A 22,692-nucleotide genomic window follows, 5' to 3' on the forward strand; every position below is an offset into this window, starting at 1 on the left:
TTATTCAAATATCTGCTGAATAATTTCCAGTGAAGCCGGAGTTTTGAAGTCTGTAATATGATAATGATAGTACACTAAAAGACTATCAAGAAAATCTTTTCTTAAGGAAGAATGGATTTTTGTGGCATAAAAGTTTTCTGCACAAAGAGCTTCTTTCCACAGCATAGAAATTTCTTCATTGAAAAGCTGATGACTTATTCCAGGAGAAAAAGTTCCTGTTTCCGGATCTAAAAATCTGCCTTCACTCAGCAATGGAGCAACACCCTGAATTTTTAAAAAAGCCAGCAAAAACAGAAGATGTGCCTGATAGTTTCTATTGGTCAGCTCGCTGATGAGATGATCAATACCGGAATAGATCGGAATATTTTTGTTCTCATGCTTAAGAATATGGCTCAGAAAATCTGAAATAAAGAAAATGACGGTATTAACCTTTATATCTGTATAAATGTCATTGTTTTTAACCAGTTCAAATTTTGAAACAGACGGAATACCGTTACCCCGCGGTGGATTTACAGAAAAATTGAGCTGGCTCAGTGGCTGAAGCAAGGCTTTCTTTTTATTCTTTTTGGAATAAATTCCCTTCAGAAAATAGCTCTGGAAACCCTCTTCTTCCGTAAAACAATGCAATACAGCATCATTTTCTCCATATTTGATAAATGAAAGTAAAAAACCGTTTTGTGAATTCATTAATTAACTACTCCTATTTTGGCGGTAGCTTTATCAGATCCGTCTTCATTGGTCATCAGAACGAAATAAATCCCTGAGGCTACTCTTGTTCCTTTCTGATTATTCAGATCCCATTCATAATAACCTCCTCGTGCTACAGCTGAGTGAACTACGTTTCCTGCAGCATCTACAATTCTTATATTGGTTTTTTCTGCAAGACCTTTAATGGTTACTTTTCCTTTGAAATTGGAATAAACAACAGGATTAGGATATACTACAACATCACCGAAATTGGATGTTACATCGGCAACATCGCCCTGATAGGTTACAATACCATTATAGGTTACAAAATATACTTTACCTGTTTTCTTATCAATCTTGATATCAGTAACACTGTTCGTAGGAAGAGGTGAATTTTCCTTTGTAAAATGTTTTATGGTTCTCTGACCGTCTGAAGACAGGTAGTAAACACCACCACCGTCAACAGAAACCCACTTATAGTCACCTGCATCTACTGCAATCTGAAGAATTGCTGATTCTCTGAAGAGCTCCTCACCCAAACCATTCTGCTCTATAACTATAGGTTCAACTTTAGGCTGAGCGCTTTTTATTTCTGATGCCGCATTAGGCATAACTCTTAAACCTCCATCTGTACCAATCCATGCATCACCAGCCTTATCAAATGCTACAGATAAAATTCCTCCTGAACTGTTAAATCCATTAGATGTTCCCAGGATATAATCCGAATCATCGGAAAGATTGAGAGCATTTTTATAATCATACACCCAGAAGTTATTGGATCTCGGTAGCGGAGTCCACAACATATTTTCATAGAAAACCGGTTTTTGTATACCATCACTGGCCAGAACTATTTTCTTGATAACAAAATCATCCGCTGCTTTATCGTAGATTCCTATAGAAGGATTCCCATCATTAAAACCAAAAGATACAAAAAGATTACTCTGGGAGTCTGTAGCAAAACCTACAGGGCGTCTGTAATAAGGCTGTGCCCCAAGATTATAATACTTTACCAGTTCAAAATCTTTGCTGGTAGCATTGTACTTCATTTTGTAAACCCCATTATCGAACATCGTATAATTGGTAAAAAATACTTCATTATTATTAGAAGGACTTAATGTGGCATCTAGTACATTGATAGACTGTGGGTTATTAACAAAATATGAAGGATAAACCCATTCTGTACCGGTGAAATAATAAAATCCCGGTTTTTTAGGATTAATAGATGGTTCGTTATAGTTATTTGCTCTTGCTCCGGTAGAAACCAGGAGTTGATTATTATCAAAAAGATTGATATTATACGCAAAATTAAAGTAAGGACCGGAAGGTTTAAAAGTATTGTTACCTTCATCCTTAATTCCTGATAACACCGTTCCTCCTAAAATTTTTCCGCCAGCTGTTAATGCTGTATTGCATTCTTCGCCAAGGCTTACCGCATTTTGTGAAACTCCATTGGTTCCATATGTATATACTCTGTTATCGGTAACGGTAATACTATTGGAAGTAATCACCACATCCCTGATTTTTTCAAAGGTAGTAGGAAGTTGTATTGGGGTACCATTATTATAAATATACGCTGCTGTAGCCGTTGAATATACCAGTTCTGATTCTGAATCTATATGTTTGAAAACTCCGGGAGCTTCCGTTGTCCAGGTAGAATATACCGGAAATGTAGTATTCATTTGATGGCTTTTCAATCCTGTATCTGTTACAGAATATACTTTATTCCCGAATATCGTGGCTTCATTACTCGCCTGATAAACACCACCAGAAAGGAAAAATGCAGAATCACCAAATTCTTTATTCTGGAGGTTGAATATGGAAACTCCGTACCCAACAGAAATGACAGCCTGATTTCCGGTTATGGAAATATGGTTGATTTTTTTGTCCCCATTATAACCTGTAGCAATGGGAATATCAACAATATATTTGATCTCCTGCGGCGTAATAACATCCATAGATCCGTTTTCATAACCAATAAGCCCTGTTTTCGTCTGCGGATTATAATCGAAAGCGGTAATTCCGATGTTGTGAAGACCATTGGCTTTGGATAACTTCGTAATTTCTCCTGTTGATATTGTATAATAGAATATTCCGTTTTGAGTGGCTGCAATGATTTTTCCGTTGTCTTCTTTCATGGCTAAGACATTATTGTAGGAAAACAGATCTGCCCACTTTTTGGATGAAATAACTTGTGCTTTTGTCAGCTGCAGGGAAGCTAAAATACCAAGAGAAATTATAGAGAGTTTTTTCATATTATGCGGTTATGCTGCTATCTATTACCTGATTGTTCCAGGAAATATGCTGTACGTTTTTGTTTGTATCAAAATAAAAATCTATTCTACCTAAAAGAAGACCTGCCCATCCCACCTGGTTAACAAGTACATTTTTGCCCTGTCTGTTGGTGAAGGTCTGCGGTTCCGGTAAGAATGTATGAGTATGGCCTCCTAAGATAATATCAATATTTTCTGTATTGGCCGCTAAAATTTTATCACTTATTTTATTAGGTTCGTCTCTGTAATCGTAGCCGATGTGAGAAAGACAAATCACAAGATCACATTTCTGATCTTTCTTCAGGAAATTTGAATAATGCTGCGCTACATCCACCGGGTTGGAGTAAATGGTTTCTCCATACTGTTTTTTGCCTACAAGACCATCAAGCTGGATTCCCACTCCGAAAATTCCTACTTTGATGCCATTCTTATTGAAGATCTGGTAGGGAGAAGTTTTCCCGTCAAGAACTGTGTTTTTAAAGTCATAATTGGAACAGATAAAAGGAAACTTCGCATTAGGAAGCACTTTTAAAAATCCATCAAGTCCATTGTCGAAATCATGATTTCCCATGGTAGAGGCATCATATTTCATCATAGACATTAATTTGAACTCCAGTTCTCCTCCGAAGAAATTAAAATATGGTGTTCCCTGAAAAATATCTCCGGAATCAAGAAGAAGAACATTACTTTCCTGGCTTCTGATCTGCTGAATTAAGCTTGCCCTTCTTGCAAAACCTCCCTGGTTAGGATTTTTTGTATAGCTCGCATCAAAAGGTTCTATTCTGCTATGTTGATCGTTGGTATGAAGAATAGTCAGTTTATTTGCAGATTTTAAATTAAGAATTTTTAATTCTTCCGCCATCATCATATTGGGAGCTAAAGCCATTGCTAAAGATCCTCCGCCTATTGCTTTTAAAAAACTTTTTCTATCCATTATTTCTTCCCGATAAAATTTAAACGAACATCCGAATTCACTACCACTTCAGGTGACTTTTTAAAATAATCGATAAATAAATCTCTCATTTTAATCCCTGTAGCAATGGATTCTCCTTTAGCAAAGAATTTCATATTGTCTCCTCCCAGTGCAAGATAGTCTGAAGTAGCAATATAATAATCTTTGGCAGGGTCTACTGTGCTGCCGTTGATTAAGGATTTGGTTACCTGTCCGTTTTTTGTTTCAATGTATAAATGAGAAACGGGATTGTTGACCTGCGTTTTTGCATAATACTCAAAAAGCCCCTGTAAATCTGCTCCTTTCATTTTCACAATCACTACTTCATTTTCGAAAGGCATTACTTCAAATACATTTTTAAGTAAAATATCTCCTTTTCCGATAGTGGTTCGGATTCCTCCGATATTGATCAGTGCAGCGTCTACGTTTTGCTTAAGATGAGTTTTGATCCATTCATTACCTCCTTCAAACGTATAGTCAGCTAAAAGATTACCCAGATTGCTGTTATCGCCCTGTTTTGTAAGATCCACATTGGTATGCGAGATCTTCTGGTTCATTTCTTTATCCAGTTTCTGCTTATAAGGTTCGATAAATTTTACAAACTCCTCATCATTCTTTAGCTCATTATTAATAGAAATATTTTTCTGGGTCTTTACATTCACAAGCTGCGGCGCAGAAGCCGTTTTGCATGCAGTAAGCGACATCAGAGCAATTCCTAGTAACAAGAATTTATTTTTCATAATCTCTTTTAGTATATGCAAATATAACTATATGTATAATAAAACATTATTATTTATTACAAATTCTTACTGTAAATTATTAAATTTGACAAAAATAATTCTAACAGATGAGCATTTTAAAAGGAGTAGGTGTTGCATTGGTAACGCCCTTTAATGAAGATTTATCCGTTGACTTCGACAGTTTAACAAAACTGGTGGAGTACAATATCGAAAACGGAACCAATTATTTAGTTGTATTGGGAACAACGGCAGAAGCCGCAACGCTTTCTGCAGAGGAGAAGAAACAGGTAATTGAGCATATCATTAAGGTGAATAATAAACGTCTTCCTCTAGTGTTGGGAATTGGCGGTAACGATACTCTTGACGTCAAGAAACAGATTGAAGAAGCAGATCTTTCTGCATTTGAAGCCGTACTTTCAGTATCTCCATATTATAATAAACCGAACCAGGAAGGTCTTTATCAACATTATAAAGCTTTAGCTTCCACAGGAAAAAATATTATTATTTATAATGTTCCGTCAAGAACGGGGCAAAATGTAGAAGCTGATACTACGCTTCGACTTGCAAAGGAATTTCCTAACTTATTCCTGATTAAGGAGGCTTCTCCTAACATTCTTCAGTATTTTGATATTCTGAGAAAGAAGCCGGAAGGATTTTCTTTAGTTTCCGGTGATGATGAATATACATTACCTGTAACATTAGCCGGTGGAGATGGAGTAATTTCCGTAATCGGGCAGGCTTATCCTAAAGAATTTTCAACAATGGTACAGCTGGCTTTTGAGGGTAAAGTGAAGGAAGCTTATGAAATTCACAACAAACTGGTAGATATTACCCGTTTGATTTTTGCTGAAGGTAATCCTTGTGGTATTAAAGTGATACTGACAGAAAAGGGAATCATCAAAAATTATCTGAGACTTCCTCTGGTAAAAGCTTCTGAAGGTCTTCACGCAAAAATTAAAGCTGAAATGGCTAAGATTTAATAATGAACCGACAAAATGAATTTTAATAATGTTAAAACTCATGAGTCATCATTGAACAATATAAAGGGTGAAAAGCTTAGGCTTTTCACTTTTTTTAATCATATAATATAACCAATCATGAAATTACAACAGGCAACAGCAGCTGATATCCCTTTGATTCAGGATCTTGCAAGACGATCATGGGAAAATGCCTATGCAGACATTCTTTCGAAAGAACAAATGGAATTTATGCTCTCGGAAATGTATTCTGAAACAGAAATTTTGCATCATTTTCAAAATCCGTATTATCATTATTATCTTATTCAGGATGAAAATAATGAAAGCTATGAAGGCTTTATCGGTTATGAGCATAATTATGAAGAAAAAACAACAAAGCTGCACAGGATTTATCTGATTCCGGAAAGCAAAGGAAAAGGATTTGGGAAGGGAGCACTTCAGTTCCTGAATGAGCAGGTTTCTGAAAACAAAAACAATAGAATTATCCTGAATGTCAATAAGTACAATTCTGCCAGAAAATTCTATGAATCCCAGGGATATAAAGTTTATGATGAAGGTGTTTTTGATATTGGAAACGGTTTTGTAATGGATGATTATCTCATGGAATTTCTAATTCACTCATAAATGACTTAAAATTTTGTAACTTTATCCTGTAATTCTATAACAAGTGATTTCTTTTTTTGATCCATCTTTGCTTCAGAACCAAATCACTTATACAATACATTCATATGCTTGGTTTTGAGCTGAAAAGCTTTTTATCAGTATATTTTTTTCATCCTTAGTGTTTAAATTCCTGTATTCTAAAATACAGGAGTTTTTTCGTATATATAGCAAAATGTTAAAAATATACATCTATTTCACATTTACTTGAAATAAATTATTATATTTACTAAATAATATTGGCTTATATATACTAGGATGAAAATGTATGTTAAATTTGATTTCAATGCCCTTTGTAAAAAGGTATTGGACGAGAAACTTAAAGAACACGGGCTGAAGTACAGGTTACTGAACTTTGGTGAAGTGGAATTCTATGAGCCCCTTACACAAGAACAGCACAATCTTTTTAAGAAAAATCTTGAAGATTATGGTATTGAGATCATAGAAAGTCAAAAAAGTGCGCTGGTACAGAAAATAAAAGATGCTATTGTAGAGCTTGTCTTTTCTGATGAAATTATACCGGTAAAAGCATCCATCTATATTTCTGAGAAGCTGAATCACAGCTATGGATATCTTTCCAATCTTTTTTCAGAAGTTGCCTATACCTCTATTGAGAATTTTATTATTCTGCAAAAGATTGAACATGCAAAGGCTTTGATCATAAGAAACAAACAAAGTCTTACGGAAATTGCCCATAAGCTGAACTATTCCAGTGTAGCGCATTTAAGTACTCAGTTCAAAAATACAACAGGAATCACTCCATCCCAGTTTCAAAAAATTATTAGCAAACGAAGAAGAGTACAAAGCACGGTAATAAACCATAAAATGCAGTATGAATAAAGAATTTCTGAACGTAATTGTAGCAGACAACGATGAAAACACCTTGATTTTTTTTAAAAATATTTTGAAAGAGCTGAAAATTTCTATAAAAGTTCAATGTTTCAGCAATGGAAGTAACCTGATGGAATACCTGAATAATGACGATGCAGTAATTCCGGAAATTGTTTTTATCAATTACCTGATTCCTGGAAAAGAAAGCATGGAATGCCTGGAAGATATCAGTTCGAATTCAAAATTCAACAATATGGTAACGGCTATTTTTTCAGACCCGATTCCGGAAAGTGAAATAGAAGATATTTTTGTAAAAGGAGCCCATATTTTTATGAAAAAACCAGAGTGTTTTGAGAAGCTTAAAAAAGTACTCACGGAAGTTATTACCATCAATTGGCAGTATCATACCTCAGGATTGAATAAAGATAATTTTATCTTGAAAGTGTGATGAATAAAGGAATTGTTAATTTAATATTAATAATTTTTAAATCATATTTATAGCATACTATTCACAAATAAGTGAAAATTTTATAACTAATAATTAAAATAATATAAAAGGCATCTGAATTAATATTCTGACATTTGTAAAAGTAAACTGAGACACAAATTTCATTATATAGTAGAAGATACAGATGAATGAGAAGTAATTGTTTCTAAAGAACAAAATTATATAAATCACGATGTTAGTTAAACAAAATGAATTATACTAATTTTCCAATTTTAAAGCACAGAAGATCTTTAAACAAAACGGTACAATCATGAAAACTCAATAAGTAGTTGGAGATATTTTTATTCGTTTCATTCCCTCATCTCCATCGAAAGCACAGTTAGTTTTTATAATAAGCAAGTTGGAAAAAATAATTCATTTTGTTTTTTATAATTTATTTTAATAGTTATGGTTTTAGCTCATTATTATATTGTTATATAAATATTTTCACACCACATCACAAAATATTAAGCCTGAACTATTAAAATAAATTTTTTTTGGACACACCAAAAGTAATTTCTTCTAAATAACAGTTTTATAAGGGGGCCGCAGGAAGTTTTTTTCTGCGGTTTTTTTTATGATATTTTACTCCACTTATTTTTTCCTTTGTAGTATCTGATATAATAGTTTTTGATGATCAGATTGTCAGTCCTTGAAAGCATAGGATCTGCTTCAAGTATTCTTTCTACCGTATTTTTTGTTGTTTTGATGATCGCCGAGTCATTAATAAGATCCAGTCTTTTAAAATCTACCACACCACTTTGCTGAGTACCCAAAATATCTCCGGGTCCGCGAAGCTGCATATCTACCTCAGAAATTTTAAACCCATCATTAGTTTCAGTCATTGTTTTAATACGTGTTCTGCTTTCTTTGGATAATTTATCGGAAGTCATCAGGATACAGTAACTCTGTTCAGCACCTCTTCCCACACGCCCTCTGAGCTGGTGAAGCTGTGATAACCCAAACCTTTCTGAGCTTTCAATCACCATTACCGAAGCATTCGGAACGTTTACTCCCACTTCAATGACTGTTGTTGCAACCATTATTTCAGCTTTTCCTGAAGCAAAATAAGCCATAGCGGCATCTTTTTCATCCGGTTTCATTTTCCCGTGAAGCATAGTGACGTTGTATTCCGAGAAATAATCCATGACATGCTCCAAGCCTTCCATCAGGTTTTTATAATCCAGGGTTTCCGATTCTTCAATCAGAGGATATACGAAATAAACCTGTCTGCCTTTTTTAATTTCATCTTTACAGAAATTATACACATACGATCTGTCTTTTTCCCGGCGATGAGCTGTAATAATAGGCTTTCTCCCCACTGGCATCTCATCAATCACAGAAACATCGAGATCAGAATAAAAACTCATAGCCAGAGTTCTTGGAATAGGGGTGGCGGTCATCACCAGAATATGAGGCGGAATCCTATTTTTAGCCCAAAGTTTAGCCCTTTGAGCAACTCCGAATCTATGCTGCTCATCAATGATGGCCAATCCCAGGTTTTTAAATTTAACCTTGTCTTCCAAAACGGCATGAGTTCCTACCAAAATAGAAAGTGAGCCATTTTCCAGTTCTTCATGGATAATTCTTCTTTCTGCTGCCTTGGTAGAACCTGTGAGAAGGCGGATATTGATTCCTGTTTTTTCCAATAGCTCTTTGATACCATTGTAATGCTGTTGAGCAAGAATTTCCGTGGGAGCCATCAGACAGCTCTGAAAACCGTTATCCATTGCGATAAGCATCGTAAGAAGGGCAACCATCGTTTTTCCTGATCCTACGTCCCCTTGCAAAAGCCTGTTCATCTGAACCGGTCTTTTCATATCCACTCTTATTTCCTTCAAGACCCTTTTCTGTGCATTGGTAAGCTCAAAAGGAAGATGGTTTTCATAAAAATCATTAAAATGATCTCCAATAATCGGGAAAGGATTACCATGAGACTGTGTTTTATGATGAAGTTTCTTTAAGCCATATCCTAACTGAAAGAAAAATGATTCCTCAAATTTTAATCTGTAATCCGCTTTATCAAAATGTTCCTGATCCTTTGGAAAGTGGACATTCAGAAAAGCGTGCTGTCTGGACATGAACTTGAATGTTTTCATCAGATATTCCGGAAAGTTTTCCTCAATAAGATTCGGGATCTCTTTGCAGATATTTCTTAAAGCATTCTGGAAGAATCTTTGATTTAATCCTCTCTTGGTTAGTTTTTCAGAACTCGGATAAATGGGTTTAAGCCGAGTGTCTCCTTCTTTTTTTTCTTCCGCTTCAATTTCAGGATGCGGCATAGAAAACTGACGGTTGAAAACATTGATCTTCCCAAAAATATAAACTTCCTTGTTGATCGGAAGCTGTTCTTTCAACCATTTGGAATATTGAAACCACACAAGATCCATACTGCCTGTCTCATCATTGAACTTTGCAGATAATCTTTTGGTTTTACCAGTCTGAATTTCCTGTACCTGAGTAATTCTTCCCCTCAACTGAATTTCCTGGCTGGTTTCTTCTTTGAGTTGAGAAACAGTATAGATTTTACTTTTGTCCAGATAACGGATAGGGTAGAAATTCAACATATCTTCTACAGTAGATAAGCCCAACACACTTTTGATGAGTTTAGCTCTTTCCGGGCCTATTCCTTTTACATATTCTATGGAGGTTTCGAGATTCATTTTCAGGTTGCAGGATACTAATTTTTTGAATTTTTTGATCCTTATTTCGGATAATAGAAATAAAGGTTCGAATTTCGGTAAAATAAAAAAGACTTCCAAAAAATTGGAAGCCTCTATAGTGAATTTTTAGAACTGAAACAGAAAATGCGGTTTCAAAGTTCTGAATTAATCTTTAATTTTAGATTTGAATTTCTTCTGGTAATCCTCCCATTGTTCCCTGGTCTTAATCTTTTTAAACAAATCTTTTGAGATCAGTTCCAGATAAGGTTCCAGTTCTTTGGCAGACAGTTCCCCCTGAAGTATGGTGATGGGATCTCCATGCTCATCCAGAAATACGGTGCTTGGAACTGCTCCTACATTCATATACTGGGTAAACTCATGAAGAGAATTTTTTCCTTTTTTATGTTCAGTATTGGGATTGGAAAATGTTCTTCCGAAAATTTCAATACTCTTTTTTTCTTCTGCATTAAATTTTACAGGATAATAATTCTCATTTAAAATCTGAGCAATTACAGGATGACCATACGTTTTTTTATCCATGATTTTACATGGGCCACACCAGTCTGCATAGAAATCAATTAATATTTTTTTTGGACTTTCCTTTTGAGCTTTTAAAGCTTCCTCAATCGTCATCCACTTTACCTGTGCAAAACTGAAATTTAATAAAAGTAAGAGAACTATGCTTAAAATTTTCTTCATATTGTGATATTTACGTAAAAATAAGCATAATTACTTATTTTTTATTTTACATCCTGCATTAATTTTTTCACGTACGGAGATATCAAAATTAATACCACTCCGGCAATTACCGCATATAATCCTAATTGTTTATATCCATCAGTATAAGTGATCAATTCATCATAGTTGGTAGAACCTTCTTTGGCTGTGGCAAGACTTGCCCCGATAATCCCAGCAACATACTGTCCATAAGCAGAAGCAAGGAACCACATTCCCATCATCATTCCCTGAAGATTCTTTGTAGAAAGCTTGGTCATGATGGATAATCCGATAGGTGACAGGCATAATTCTCCAAGTGTAATGATAAGAAGTGCCAGTGTGAAGAAGTTCAGTGAAGTGATTCCCTGAAGATCTGCAAACAGGCGGGTGGCGAACAAAACATAATATCCTAATCCTAAGAAAATGAATCCTAATCCGAATTTAATGATCGTGTTGGGCTCGATTTTTCTTTTGTTCAGCCATATCCAAAGAAGTCCAATCAATGGAGCAAGGAAAATAATGAAGAAAGCTCCTCCTGAGTTATTCACTCCATTTGGGTCTAATCCAAGAAGATCTTTGTTAAGGTTCTTAGCCGCAAAAATGCTTAAAGAGCCTCCACTTTGTTCATAAATTCCCCAGAAGATGATTGAAAATATAATGAAAACCAAAGCGGCCCAAAGTTTTTTACGCTCAGAAGCTGTTACTTTAGACATTTCATAGAATAAATAGATCAAAGTTAAGGGCCCGATGGTCCACATGAAATAATCTGTATATTCTGTTTTCGCTACCATGGTCATAATGATAGGTACAAAAACCAACGACAAAACGTATACTCCATATTCTTTCCATTTTGGAATTGGAGCTGTTTTTTCTTCTGCTAAAGGGTGTCCCGGTTGCAGACCGATAGTGCCTAATGTTCTTTGTGTAAATACAAAATTGATCAAACTTACGACCATTACTATTGCAGCAAGACCAAAAGCAATATGCCATCTCATTTCTTCTGCAATAATATTGCTTAGGAATTCTCCTTTACCAATTGCAATACATAGGTAACCACCCAGCAAAGCTCCGAGGTTAATTCCTGCGTAGAAAAGTGAAAATCCTGCATCTGCCCTTGAATCATTAGGTTTATAAAGCTGTCCTACCATAGATGAAATATTAGGTTTGAAGAAACCTGTCCCTACTACGGTGAATGCTATTCCTAAGAAAAAGAATTTGTGGGGATCGGTAGCAAGAATTAAACTTCCTACGATCATCAGAAGTCCGCCCCAGAACAGGGATTTTCGGAATCCTAAAATTTTATCGGCAAAAAGACCTCCTACAAAAGTAAAGGCATATACGAAGGCCTGGGTAGCACCATATTGAAGGTTGGCTTCTTTTTCATGGAAGTTAAGCTGTGAGATCATAAAGAAAACCAGCATTCCACGCATTCCGTAGAAACAGAAACGTTCCCACATTTCAGAGAAAAACAGGCTCCAGATTTGTCTGGGATACTTTCCTTTGAAATTTTGTATTTCATCTAAAGTTAAGCTCATAGTGATATATGATTAAGTTCTAATTAAGGGTTTTTATTGTCCTGATCCAGTTCAAAACGGATTCTGTCCTGGTCAATAATTTGTTTTAATTCTTCTTCTTTTGGGAGGTACAGCAGGTATTTGCTGGCAAATAAATTGTTTTTATCATTCAAAATGGAATATTTTACAATGGTCTCATCCTTTTCTGAGCATAATAAAATTCCGATGGTTGGGTTATCTCCTTCTCCGCGTTTCAGATCATCATACATTCTTACATACATATCAATCTGTCCGATATCCTGATGAGAAAGTTCTCCGGTTTTTAGATCAATGATGACAAAACACTTCAAAATGTAATTATAGAAAACAAGATCAATGTAGAAGTCCGATGTATCCGTAGAAATATGTTGTTGTCTGGCTACGAAGGCAAAACCTTTCCCGAATTCCAGTAAAAATTTTTGAATATGATCAATAATGGCTGTTTCAATTTCTTTTTCAGAGAATTGTTCATCAGCTTTTAAGCCAAGAAATTCAAAAATATAGGGATCTTTTAAAACACTGTGAATACTTTCCGGAGAAGATTTTTTATGCTCTAAAACTCTTTCGTAAGCAAGCGAATTGATTTGTCTTTTGAGATCTCTTACATTCCAGTTATTTTGTATGGACTCATTCAGATAATAAAACCTCTTGTCTTTATTATCCTGACTTGAGAGCAGTCTGTAATGAGACCAGCTCAATTGTTGAGACAATGTGTCAACAATTGGAAATGCGGTGTAAAACTTCCGCATATTAGACAAGTTCGTATAATCAAATCCCTTCCCAAATTCTAAGGTAAGCTTCTGAGAAAGCTTTTTCAGTGTATATTTTCCATATTCTGCACGTTCTTTTCCTTTTTGTTCGTCTTCAACAATTAATTTTCCAATCTGCCAGTAGGTAAGCAGTAGTGTAGAATTCGCGATCCGAAAAACTTTTTCGCGCGACTGTCTAATGATTTCCTGTACGGATTGGAATAAAGAATCTTCGGAAATTTCCATCATACGAAAATAAAAAAAACCTCTGACTTGGCAGAGGTTTTATTCTATTTTATTGATACAATTAGTTTACACCATGCATCATTTTCTTTAAGATAGGTGAAATTAAACCTAGGATGACAGAAGCAATACCACAAAGTACTACGAATACCATAAAGAATTCAAATAAGTTATGGATCTCGAATCCTACAAAAGTAGGGTTGTGTAGTGGTAACTGAGCTTTATCAAAAGCAGCTACCTGATCTGCTGTTAAGGTTACTTTTTTATCTAATACATCCTGAAGATTAACTCCCATTTCTTCGGCTTTTTTGAATTTATCACCCGTTGCAGGGATAAGAGCTCCTAATGAACCTGCCAATGCATAACCGGCAGCGTTAGAAATGAAAAATACACCATATAATAATGAAGCAAATCTTTTTGGAGCCAGTTTACCTACCAGTGATAAACCAATTGGAGAAAGACAAAGCTCACCACAAGTCTGGATGAAATATAATAACATTAACCATTTGATGGCTAATAAACCTGAACTTCCTAAATCTTTTACATTGTGTGCAATGATGAAATATGAAAGAGCGATTAATGCCAATCCCATTGCTTGTTTGAACGGAGATACCGGCTCTTTTCCTTTAGCTCTTAACTTGTCCCAGCATAAACTGAAAGGAACCGCTAAAAGAACAACGAAAATACCATTAAAGATCTGAACCATTGAAGGAGGCATATTCCATCCGAAAATGTTTCTGTCTGTCTGGTTATCTGCGATAAATGTTAATGAAGATCCAGCCTGCTCAAATGCTGCCCAGAAGAAAATAATAAAGAATGATACAATATAGATTACCCAGATTCTCTGTCTTTCTACCTTATTTTCAGCAGAAGACATAATCAGGAAAGCAAGAGCTATACCAGCTGAATAGATGAAAGGATAAATAATTCCTTTGATCAGCTGCCCCATTTCTACAGAGTTGAATCCAAATTCACCTACAAGAAGATATCTGAAAAGGAAGAACAGAACAACAAATATTCCTCCGGTAATTCCTAAAGCCTGACCAGAGAATTTAGCAGTCTGCGTTTCTCCTTCTTCGAAGTCGGCACTTGTATTATTTTTAGGTAACCCTCCGATAGGTCTTCCTTCAGGAGTTACTACATATTTGTTCTTAAGGATAAAGAAGGTTACCGTTCCGATTACCATTGCAATAGAAGCTGCTAAGAATCCCCATTTGAAAGCGAAGATATCTCTTACTCCAGTTGCAGCATCTTTTACGTCTCCTACGTATGGACAGATAAACTGACCTAAAAATGCCCCAATGTTGATCCCCATATAGAAAATGGTAAAAGCAGAATCCAGTTTAGATTTTTCCTGCTTTGGATAAAGGCTTCCTACCATTGAGGAAATATTCGGTTTGAAGAATCCATTACCGAAAATGATAACGAATAACGCCAGCCACATGATAAGTTTAGCACTTCCGATATCTGCTGAGAAAGTAGAGGCACTGATGAATAATAAGAACTGGCCAATAGCCATTAATGATCCACCAATGATGATCGCATATCTGTTTCCGATATATTTATCAGCAATAAATCCTCCCAAAAGAGGGGTTAAATAACATAAAGCTAGAAATCCACCATAGATGATTGCTGCATCAGCTTCTTTTATTAATAAGGAATTTACCATGAAGAGCGTCAATAAAGCTCTCATTCCATAAAAGTTGAAACGCTCCCACATTTCTGTTCCGAACAGAACCCATAATCCTTTAGGATGCCTGGAATTCTTATTCTCTACAAATTCATCCGGTTTCGGACTCAATGCTTCAATATTATCCATTTCTATTGTTAATTTTTGTTAAGACTGACAAATATAGTTTATTTTGGGTTTTTGGCAAGGTTTTAATTTTATTTTTAAATAAAAAAGCTGCGGGACTAGTCCGCAGCTTAGTTATCTTTATAATATTGAGCATTTTAATGCCCTTTTTCTGTCATAATTTTATTCAGTCTTTTTAACATAGAAAGACCTAAAAGTGTAGCAAATATTAACAAAGCGAAGTTAACAAGGAAATAATTCGTTTTGTTTTCGTAGCTGTACCACGTACTGGCAAGAATTCCTGAAAGCTTATTTCCAACAGAGTTAGCCAGGAAAAATCCTCCCATCATCAATGCTGTAATTCTTGCAGGAGAAAGTTTTGATACAAAAGAAAGTCCCATTGGAGATAAACATAATTCCCCGATGGTAATCACCCCGTAGCTGGCAACCAGCCATAGAGGAGAAACTTTTACAGATCCGTTATCTCCAGCCATCACAGCTAAAACCATTACAAGACAGGAAAGTCCGGATATGAATAGCCCTAAAACAATCTTGGTAGGCGTTAAAGGTTCTTTTCCTTTTCTTCTCAATAATGCCCAGAATCCTACAATAACAGGCGTCAGAGCAATAACCCAGAACGGATTGATAGATTGGAATAATTCTGTATTGTACAAGAATACTTTATTTTCCGGGTTTTTCTCAAGAACAGCACGCTGTTCAGGGGATATATTTTTAAAGTAAACATCTTTTCCCATTTCCTTTTTAGTCTCTCCATTATCATCTTTTTGAGAACGGAACTGATTGTCATACACTGGAGTTTCTTTATTTTCATAGCTTTTTCCCTCCACCATATAAATTCCTTCCAATGGCTTTTCAAGAGAAGCAGGAACACTTCTGTCCGTATAATAATTGGCCCATCTTGTCAATGCTGTACCGTTTTGCTTGAAAACAGCCCAGAAAAACATACTGATAAGGAATACAGAAAGTAATGCCCCGATAGATGCTTTTTCATCAGGTTTAGCTTTAAAGTAAAGAGATGCATAGAAATAAATAACAGGTATACATGCAAAAATAAAGGCATCCGTACTGTCACTTCCGAAAATATTACCGGGAATAAACCAACCGATGGCTCCGGCAACAATAGCAGGAACAAATACTTTGATCAGAATTTCTGAAAGTTTGGTATCTCCTTCCTGTACTGGTTTCATCTGTGCAGCGTGGATATAATGCTTTCTTCCTATGGTAAAAATAACCATCCCGATCAACATTCCTACACCCGCCGTGATGAAAGCTTCACCCCAACCGAATTTATTACGCATGAAAGCCGCAATAATGTTGCAGATAAATGCTCCGATATTAATTCCCATATAGAAAATATTATATCCTGAATCTTTATTCGCTTTATAAGGCTCTTCAGAATAGAGGTTTCCCAGGAGTGTCGAAATAGTAGGCTTAAAGAAACCATTTCCAATGATAATTAATGCCAGAGAAGCATAAAACAAAGGCAAATCTTTAAAAACTCCCATTCCTATATATCCTGCAGCCATTAAAAAACCTCCAAGATAAATAGATTTAATATACCCTAAAACCCTGTCAGCCAGGAATCCTCCAATGAATGGAGTCAGATAAGTTAAGGCAATATAAGTTCCGAAAATGTCATCAGCAGTTTTATCCGGAAGTCCAAGTCCGCCTTTCATACCCGTAGGCTCAATAACATATAGAACAAAGATTCCAAGAATCAGGTAATACCCGAAACGCTCCCACATTTCTGTAAAAAAGAGATAGGGCAGCCCTTTAGGATGTTTAGTCTTCATATAATCAATTTTCAAATTTCCCAAAAATAGCTTTTTAATTTTAATTGATAAAATAAATAATACTTAGCCAAATGATTAATGAAATAAATATAAAATTTTAAGTATAAAGAGTGATTTAAGTTGCTGAAATTAATTTGTACAGATTATATACATGTTGTAACTGCTTGTTGTACAATGGATATACAAGTTTATTTTGCTTTTATCTAATATTTGTTTTCTAGTTTCGAGATGTCAATAATGACATATAATTAAAAAACATTTATTATGAAAAAGATCAATTTAAAAAAGATGAAAGGAAGTTTATCCAGAAATCAGTTGAAAACTATTAAAGGAGGATTGATGGCGGATGATCCTGAGACAGAGGGAGGATGTGGGTGTACGAATGCAGCTTGTGCCAATACCCATAATGGGAATGGTGATTCTTATTGCAATGGTACTTTTTGTTGTGGGTAATCAGTGTAAGTTTTTTAAAATGGCAACAGGAAACTGTTGCTATTTTTTTTAATGCAAAAAGATATATTACTATGACACGCAAAAGTTATACTGCTGTTATCAATTATCTGGATGATAATAAAATACGTATTGATAAGGATGAGTTTGAGCTTCAATTGGAAGGACATCCCGATTTTCCAAGCCTTCTGGCATTTTCTGATGCTTTACACTTTTTCAATATTGAAAATTACAGTTACAGAATTGATAATGATGAAAAAGACATTTTACCTGAAGATTTCCTGGCTTTAGTAAAAGGAGAGCTGGCAGTTGTGAATAATACAGGTGATACAATAACAGTCAATGGTTCTTACACAGAAGATTTTTTTTCAGAATGGGAAAATATAATACTTATTGTAGAAAAATCTGAAGATCAAACTTATACAAAATCAAAACTTGATTATGCATACCTTAATTGGGGAATTGTAGCGCTGCTATTTCTGTTTCTGTTTCTTTTCGGATATGATGATTCTAATCTGGTTTTGAAACTGATCTTTGCGGCTACTGGTCTTATCGGATTCATCTTTGCCCGTGAAGCCTACAAAAAAACTCATGGCAAAGGAACATTCATACCGGTTGGCGTATGTAAAAGTAATTATTTGAATACGGACTGCGACCTGGTTTTTAATTCGAAAAAATGGAAGATTTTTAACAAAATAGATTTGTCTGAGATTTCACTGCTGTTTTTTACCAGCCAGATCGTGTGTTTTATTTTATTTGGTCTGATAAAAAATCTTGAACTCTTTTTCGGGATCTATCAATATGGATTATTTGGTTTCATACCCATTGCTTTCTTGTCATTATTCTATCAGATATTTATTGTTAAAAAGTATTGTCCTGTCTGTATGGTAATCATAGCATCCGTATGTATTCAACTGGTAGCTGCTAATCTTATTTCCTTTACCAGTAAAGGACTTGACATAAGTGCTGTTCTGTTTCTCATTGGAAGTTTAGGCTCGCTCATCGTTTTGATGAATTTCAGGATAAAAAATCAAAATGCACAGAAAGATGAAAATACGCTTAAAAGAAATTTGAAATTCAGGAGAAACTATCAGTTTTTCAAAAATAATTTGTCTTTGCAGAAAAGGTTTACGAATAAAGATTTTTCGAGCGCTTTTGTGTTTGGAAATGAAAAAGCAGATCAAACTTTAACCTTTATTACCAATCCTTTTTGTAAACATTGCAAAGAATTTTATCCTGTTTTTCTAAAGCTGGTAAAAAAGTATTCTGATGAGCTGAGAATCAATATTTTCTTTGATATAGATCTTAGCAGGGATGATCTGGATAATAGAACGGTTCATGTAAATCTTACCAATATCTATATCAATAGCGAAAATAAAATAGAATTTCTGGAAGCATTGAGCGGCTGGTATGACGTTCAGGGATATAGTGAAGACAAAAGTGGCTGGTATCAAAAGTATTCCAAATATTTTGGAAGTTCAGAGAATGCACTTGCCCTATTAAAAGGACACGAAAAATGGGTAAGCAGCAATGGGGTGCATTTTACACCCAATATCTTTATCAATGACACAGAATATCCGGTACAGTATGAGAGAGCAGATCTGGAGTTCTTTATCCCGGAATTATTATCTGAAAATTAAATTATTATGAAAAGCTTATTATTTATATTGCTGGGAACATGTATGATGTTTGCTCAGAACAACAGGTTCATCTATGAGGTGAAATACAAGAAAGATTCAGCCTCCAAAGATATTACCAGAGAAAATTATTATCTGGATATCACAAAAGATGATATTGCTTATTATAACAGACTGAATTATATTAGTGATTCATTATTTACTGCTACCGGGCAATATGCATTTAAAGGCAACAGGCTGACTTCATTTCTCATCAAAAATAACAATAGCAATACCTATCAGAACTATGAATACATCGGGGATGTGAATTTTTATAAAATGTCTGAGGAACCAAGGCAACAGTGGACTATTACAGACAGCATAAAAATATCTGATCACCTTTCGCTTCAAAAAGGGACCACCAAATTTGGAGGAAGAAACTGGATCGCATGGTTTACTAAAGATATTCCAATGCCCTACGGACCTTATAAGTTTAACGGATTACCGGGATTGATTATGGAATTGTATGATACAAAAAAGAATTATTATTTTAATGTGATTAAGAGTGAAAAGATTGCGGATGATTATAAGCGAAATTCATTAAATGCCTCTATATCCAGAGCAATTCCCGTTACTCAGAAAGATTTAAATAAACTAAGGTTGGACCTCTATTCCAATCCCTTTAAATATGTCCTGAATGGAAATCTGACTATGCGCGAAGGGCAGAAATTGTTGTTGGAGGATGGAACAGTCTTGTCTAAAGAACAGCTGAAGCCAGCAGAAGACAACGAAAGGAAAAAACTACAAGCTTTTAATAATCCTATAGAACTGGATAAAGCGGTAAAATATCCTTAAGAGGTACATCAATAAAAAATCCTTTCAGAATTTCTGAAAGGATTTTTTATGAGATATATATTTGATATTATAGATTATTCAGGATGAAATCCGTCATTTTCTGATACAACTGAGGTCTTGTCTGTCCACCATAGATTCCGTGGTTTTTGTCAGGATAAGCCATAAAATCAAACTGTTTTTTGTTTTGAATCAAAGCTTCAGAGAATTCCATAGAGTTCTGGAAGTGAACGTTATCATCCGCCGTTCCGTGGATTAATAAGAATTTTCCTTTTAATAGATTCGCATATTCAGTTGGTGAATTTTTATCGTATCCATCAGGGTTTTCCTGAGGTGTTCTCATAAATCTTTCCGTATATACAGAATCATAATATCTCCAGTTGGTTACCGGTGCTACAGCAATTCCTACTTTGAAAACATCTGCACCTTTCGTCATGGCTAAACTGGTCATATAACCACCGAAGCTCCATCCGAACATTCCGATTCTGCTTTTGTCAATATAAGATTGGTTTCCAAACCACTTCGCTGCAGTGATCTGATCTTCGATCTCATATTTTCCTAAATTCATATAGGTTACTTTCTTATATTTTGCTCCTTTATAACCTGTTCCACGTCCGTCCACACAAGCAACAATATATCCTTTTTGTACCAGGTGATTAAACCACATGGCATTTCCGTTATCCCATGAGTTGGCAACCTGCTGAGACCCCGGCCCGGAATATTGGAACATAAATAAAGGATATTTCTTATTCGGATCAAAGTTTTTAGGCTTCATGATCCAGGCATTCATCTGATCGCCTACTGCATTGGGAATTGTAATGAATTCTTTTTCAACAAAATTATCAGTCTTTAATTTCTGTAACTGATCGTTATTGTTTTGAAGTTCTTTTACTGCTTTTCCATTCCCGTCTTTTAAAACATATGTATAAGGTTTTGCTGCTGTAGAAGATGTTTCAATGAAATAATTATAGTTTTTGCTGAAATTGGCAGAGTTGTTTCCTTCTGCATTGGAGATCAGCTGAGTTTTTCCGTTGTCAATATTGACTTTGGAAATCACTTTATTGATGCTTCCTTTTTCAGTAGTCTGAACGTAGATTTCTTTAGATTTTGGATTAAACCCATAATAATCCGTTACCTCCCAGTTTCCTTTTGTGATCTGCTTTTTAAGCTTACCATCTTTGTCATACCAATACAGGTGACGGTTTCCATCTCTTTCAGAGGCCCAAAGGAACGAATCATCTTCAAGGAATTCAAGAGTAGGGCTGTCTGTATCTACCCATTTATCATCTGTTTCTGTAAATAATTTCTGAACGGCTCCTGTTTTGGTATTTACTTTTAAAATATCATAAGCGTTCTGAATCCTCTCAGAAGTAATTAAAACAATTTCGTCCGGTTTTGCAGTCTGGAATACATTCGGGATGTAATAGTTTTTAAAAGAACCCAGGTTCAGCTGCATTGTCTTCCCGTTATCAAGACGGTACAGCTGTGCTGAAACTACAGAATTCTTCTCACCTGCCTTTGGATATTTATAACGCATTTCTGTAGGATAAAGCGTTTTTCCATAAATGGGAATATAGATTTCCGGAACCTGGCTTTCATCAGACTTCACAAATACAATGGCATCAGAATTTTTTGTCCATTCATATTGTCTTGCGTGCCCGAATTCTTCTTCATATACCCAGTCTGCCAAACCATTCAGGATTGAATTCTTTTTACCATCCGTAGTAATCTGAGTGATTTTTCCTGAGCTGAGATCCTGATAAAAAAGATTATTGTCTGAAATAAAAGCCACTTTTGTAGCATCTGGTGAAAATGTAGGCTCCTGAACCGGTTTCCCTTCATTCAGGCTTATTACTTTCCCGGATTTTAAATCTTTTACATCAAATTTTCCCAGAAAAGAATGCCTGTAAATAGGCTGGCTTCCTACCTGTAAAAGGATTTTAGATTCATCATCAGAAAAAATATAACTTTCAAACTTTCCATCTACAAGATTTCCTTCTTTCTGTGAAGTTTTGTAAGAATATTTTGCAATTCCTGAGGGTTCAATAACAAGATAGTTCTCTCCGTTTTTCATGGAAGAGATTCCTGCAATCCCTTTTCCACGGTAATATCCTGAATATATTTTATCTAAAGTAATTTCCTGTGCCGTTACATTTTGAAATACCACAGCTACAGTAAGAGTTAATAGGAGTTTTTTCATTTTCAATTTTAATGATTTCAAATTTAATAATTCTTACTTACATAACCATATAAAATAAAAAATCAGGACCTGATGTCCTGATTCTTTATTTTGATTAAGCTTCGTGCATAGTTCCCGGATTTTCTGTTTCCGGAGGGTAATATCCTTCCGGGGCGCAGAATGGATAGGTAGCAGTGCAGGGAGAGTCGAATCCTCCTCCAATCCACCAGGTTCTGATTTGACAGGTGACTTCGTCAACACATCTTCTCATTCCGGGTAAAACACCTCCGTGTATTTCTTTTAATTGAAATCTTGACATTTTTTTTAGATTTTTCATGGTAAAAATTTTTTTTAGTTTTCAACACTAAAGTAATAAAAAATAAGTAATGAATTTTGGCGAAAAAAAACAATTTGGCAAAAAAATTGAATATATAATAACAGTAAATCAAATCAAGTA

At 35.1% G+C, this 22,692-nt stretch carries 19 protein-coding genes; 7 read left to right on the forward strand and 12 right to left on the reverse strand.

The features are described 5' to 3' along the window. From recO to FB551_RS19470, 4 genes are read right to left on the reverse strand one after another with little or no spacing between them, the layout of a single operon-like run. Positions 1-687 (reverse strand): DNA repair protein RecO, encoded by a 687-nt coding sequence (gene recO, locus FB551_RS19455; protein WP_142018623.1) that lies wholly within the window; start codon positions 685-687, stop codon positions 1-3. Continuing rightward, positions 687-2,939 carry a type IX secretion system anionic LPS delivery protein PorZ gene (porZ, locus tag FB551_RS19460; protein WP_142018624.1) on the reverse strand — a complete coding sequence of 751 codons (2,253 nt, stop codon included), beginning with the start codon at positions 2,937-2,939 and terminating at the stop codon, positions 687-689. Before porZ ends, recO begins: the two co-directional genes overlap by 1 nt. 1 nt (position 2,940) lies before the next feature. Further along, positions 2,941-3,891 carry a bifunctional metallophosphatase/5'-nucleotidase gene (locus FB551_RS19465; protein ID WP_142018625.1) on the reverse strand — a complete coding sequence of 317 codons (951 nt, stop codon included), beginning with the start codon at positions 3,889-3,891 and terminating at the stop codon, positions 2,941-2,943. Continuing rightward, positions 3,891-4,649: a 5'-nucleotidase C-terminal domain-containing protein gene (locus FB551_RS19470; protein ID WP_047428192.1), complete on the reverse strand. Its 759-nt coding sequence runs from the start codon at positions 4,647-4,649 to the stop codon at positions 3,891-3,893. The genes FB551_RS19465 and FB551_RS19470 overlap by 1 nt, the downstream gene beginning before the upstream one ends. A 107-nt stretch (positions 4,650-4,756) precedes the next feature. Here FB551_RS19470 and dapA point away from each other — a divergent pair, with 107 nt between their 5' ends. From dapA to FB551_RS19490, 4 genes are all read left to right on the forward strand, one after another. Further along, complete coding sequence (dapA, locus tag FB551_RS19475; protein WP_079240539.1) at positions 4,757-5,629, forward strand: 4-hydroxy-tetrahydrodipicolinate synthase; 873 nt, start codon at positions 4,757-4,759, stop codon at positions 5,627-5,629. A gap of 117 nt (positions 5,630-5,746) precedes the next feature. Continuing rightward, the gene (locus FB551_RS19480; RefSeq protein WP_142018626.1) at positions 5,747-6,250 is read left to right on the forward strand and encodes a GNAT family N-acetyltransferase; all 504 of its coding nucleotides are present in this window, start codon (positions 5,747-5,749) and stop codon (positions 6,248-6,250) included. 294 nt (positions 6,251-6,544) lie between these two features. Then, complete coding sequence (locus FB551_RS19485) at positions 6,545-7,126, forward strand: helix-turn-helix domain-containing protein (protein WP_047428182.1); 582 nt, start codon at positions 6,545-6,547, stop codon at positions 7,124-7,126. Further along, the gene (locus FB551_RS19490) at positions 7,119-7,565 is read left to right on the forward strand and encodes a response regulator (RefSeq protein WP_142018627.1); all 447 of its coding nucleotides are present in this window, start codon (positions 7,119-7,121) and stop codon (positions 7,563-7,565) included. The genes FB551_RS19485 and FB551_RS19490 overlap by 8 nt, the downstream gene beginning before the upstream one ends. Before the next feature lie 614 nt (positions 7,566-8,179). Here the strand turns inward: FB551_RS19490 and recG are convergent. From recG to FB551_RS19520, 6 genes are all read right to left on the reverse strand, one after another. Beyond that, positions 8,180-10,267, reverse strand: coding sequence for an ATP-dependent DNA helicase RecG (recG, locus tag FB551_RS19495; RefSeq protein ID WP_047428175.1), 2,088 nt, complete (start codon positions 10,265-10,267; stop codon positions 8,180-8,182). 165 nt (positions 10,268-10,432) lie between these two features. After that, positions 10,433-10,966: a thioredoxin family protein gene (locus FB551_RS19500; RefSeq protein WP_047428172.1), complete on the reverse strand. Its 534-nt coding sequence runs from the start codon at positions 10,964-10,966 to the stop codon at positions 10,433-10,435. 41 nt (positions 10,967-11,007) lie between these two features. Continuing rightward, a complete protein-coding gene (locus FB551_RS19505) occupies positions 11,008-12,519 on the reverse strand; it encodes a peptide MFS transporter (RefSeq protein WP_047428169.1) in 1,512 nt (503 codons plus the stop codon). A gap of 23 nt (positions 12,520-12,542) precedes the next feature. Next, positions 12,543-13,532 (reverse strand): PDDEXK nuclease domain-containing protein, encoded by a 990-nt coding sequence (locus FB551_RS19510; protein ID WP_317129682.1) that lies wholly within the window; start codon positions 13,530-13,532, stop codon positions 12,543-12,545. A gap of 61 nt (positions 13,533-13,593) precedes the next feature. Then, on the reverse strand, positions 13,594-15,348 hold the full coding sequence (locus tag FB551_RS19515; protein ID WP_047428164.1) for a peptide MFS transporter: 1,755 nt from the start codon (positions 15,346-15,348) through the stop codon (positions 13,594-13,596). 134 nt (positions 15,349-15,482) lie between these two features. Further along, complete coding sequence (locus FB551_RS19520) at positions 15,483-17,138, reverse strand: peptide MFS transporter (RefSeq protein WP_047428161.1); 1,656 nt, start codon at positions 17,136-17,138, stop codon at positions 15,483-15,485. 264 nt (positions 17,139-17,402) lie between these two features. Between FB551_RS19520 and FB551_RS19525 the strand changes: the two genes are divergently transcribed. The 3 genes from FB551_RS19525 (at position 17,403) to FB551_RS19535 (ending at position 20,059) form a co-directional block, all read left to right on the forward strand. Continuing rightward, positions 17,403-17,591, forward strand: coding sequence for a hypothetical protein (locus tag FB551_RS19525; RefSeq protein WP_047428150.1), 189 nt, complete (start codon positions 17,403-17,405; stop codon positions 17,589-17,591). Between the two features lie 71 nt (positions 17,592-17,662). Beyond that, positions 17,663-19,228: a vitamin K epoxide reductase family protein gene (locus tag FB551_RS19530; protein ID WP_142018628.1), complete on the forward strand. Its 1,566-nt coding sequence runs from the start codon at positions 17,663-17,665 to the stop codon at positions 19,226-19,228. A gap of 6 nt (positions 19,229-19,234) precedes the next feature. Beyond that, a complete protein-coding gene (locus tag FB551_RS19535) occupies positions 19,235-20,059 on the forward strand; it encodes a GLPGLI family protein (RefSeq protein ID WP_142018629.1) in 825 nt (274 codons plus the stop codon). 67 nt (positions 20,060-20,126) lie between these two features. Here the strand turns inward: FB551_RS19535 and FB551_RS19540 are convergent, their stop codons facing one another. Both FB551_RS19540 and FB551_RS19545 read right to left on the reverse strand, forming a co-directional pair. Further along, complete coding sequence (locus tag FB551_RS19540) at positions 20,127-22,256, reverse strand: S9 family peptidase (RefSeq protein ID WP_142018630.1); 2,130 nt, start codon at positions 22,254-22,256, stop codon at positions 20,127-20,129. Positions 22,257-22,350: 94 nt separating this feature from the next. Continuing rightward, the gene (locus FB551_RS19545; protein ID WP_047428137.1) at positions 22,351-22,572 is read right to left on the reverse strand and encodes a bacteriocin-like protein; all 222 of its coding nucleotides are present in this window, start codon (positions 22,570-22,572) and stop codon (positions 22,351-22,353) included. Between the last annotated feature and the right edge of the window lie 120 nt (positions 22,573-22,692).

It is taken from the genome of Chryseobacterium aquifrigidense (assembly GCF_006716485.1).
GTDB classification, from domain to species: domain Bacteria; phylum Bacteroidota; class Bacteroidia; order Flavobacteriales; family Weeksellaceae; genus Chryseobacterium; species Chryseobacterium vietnamense.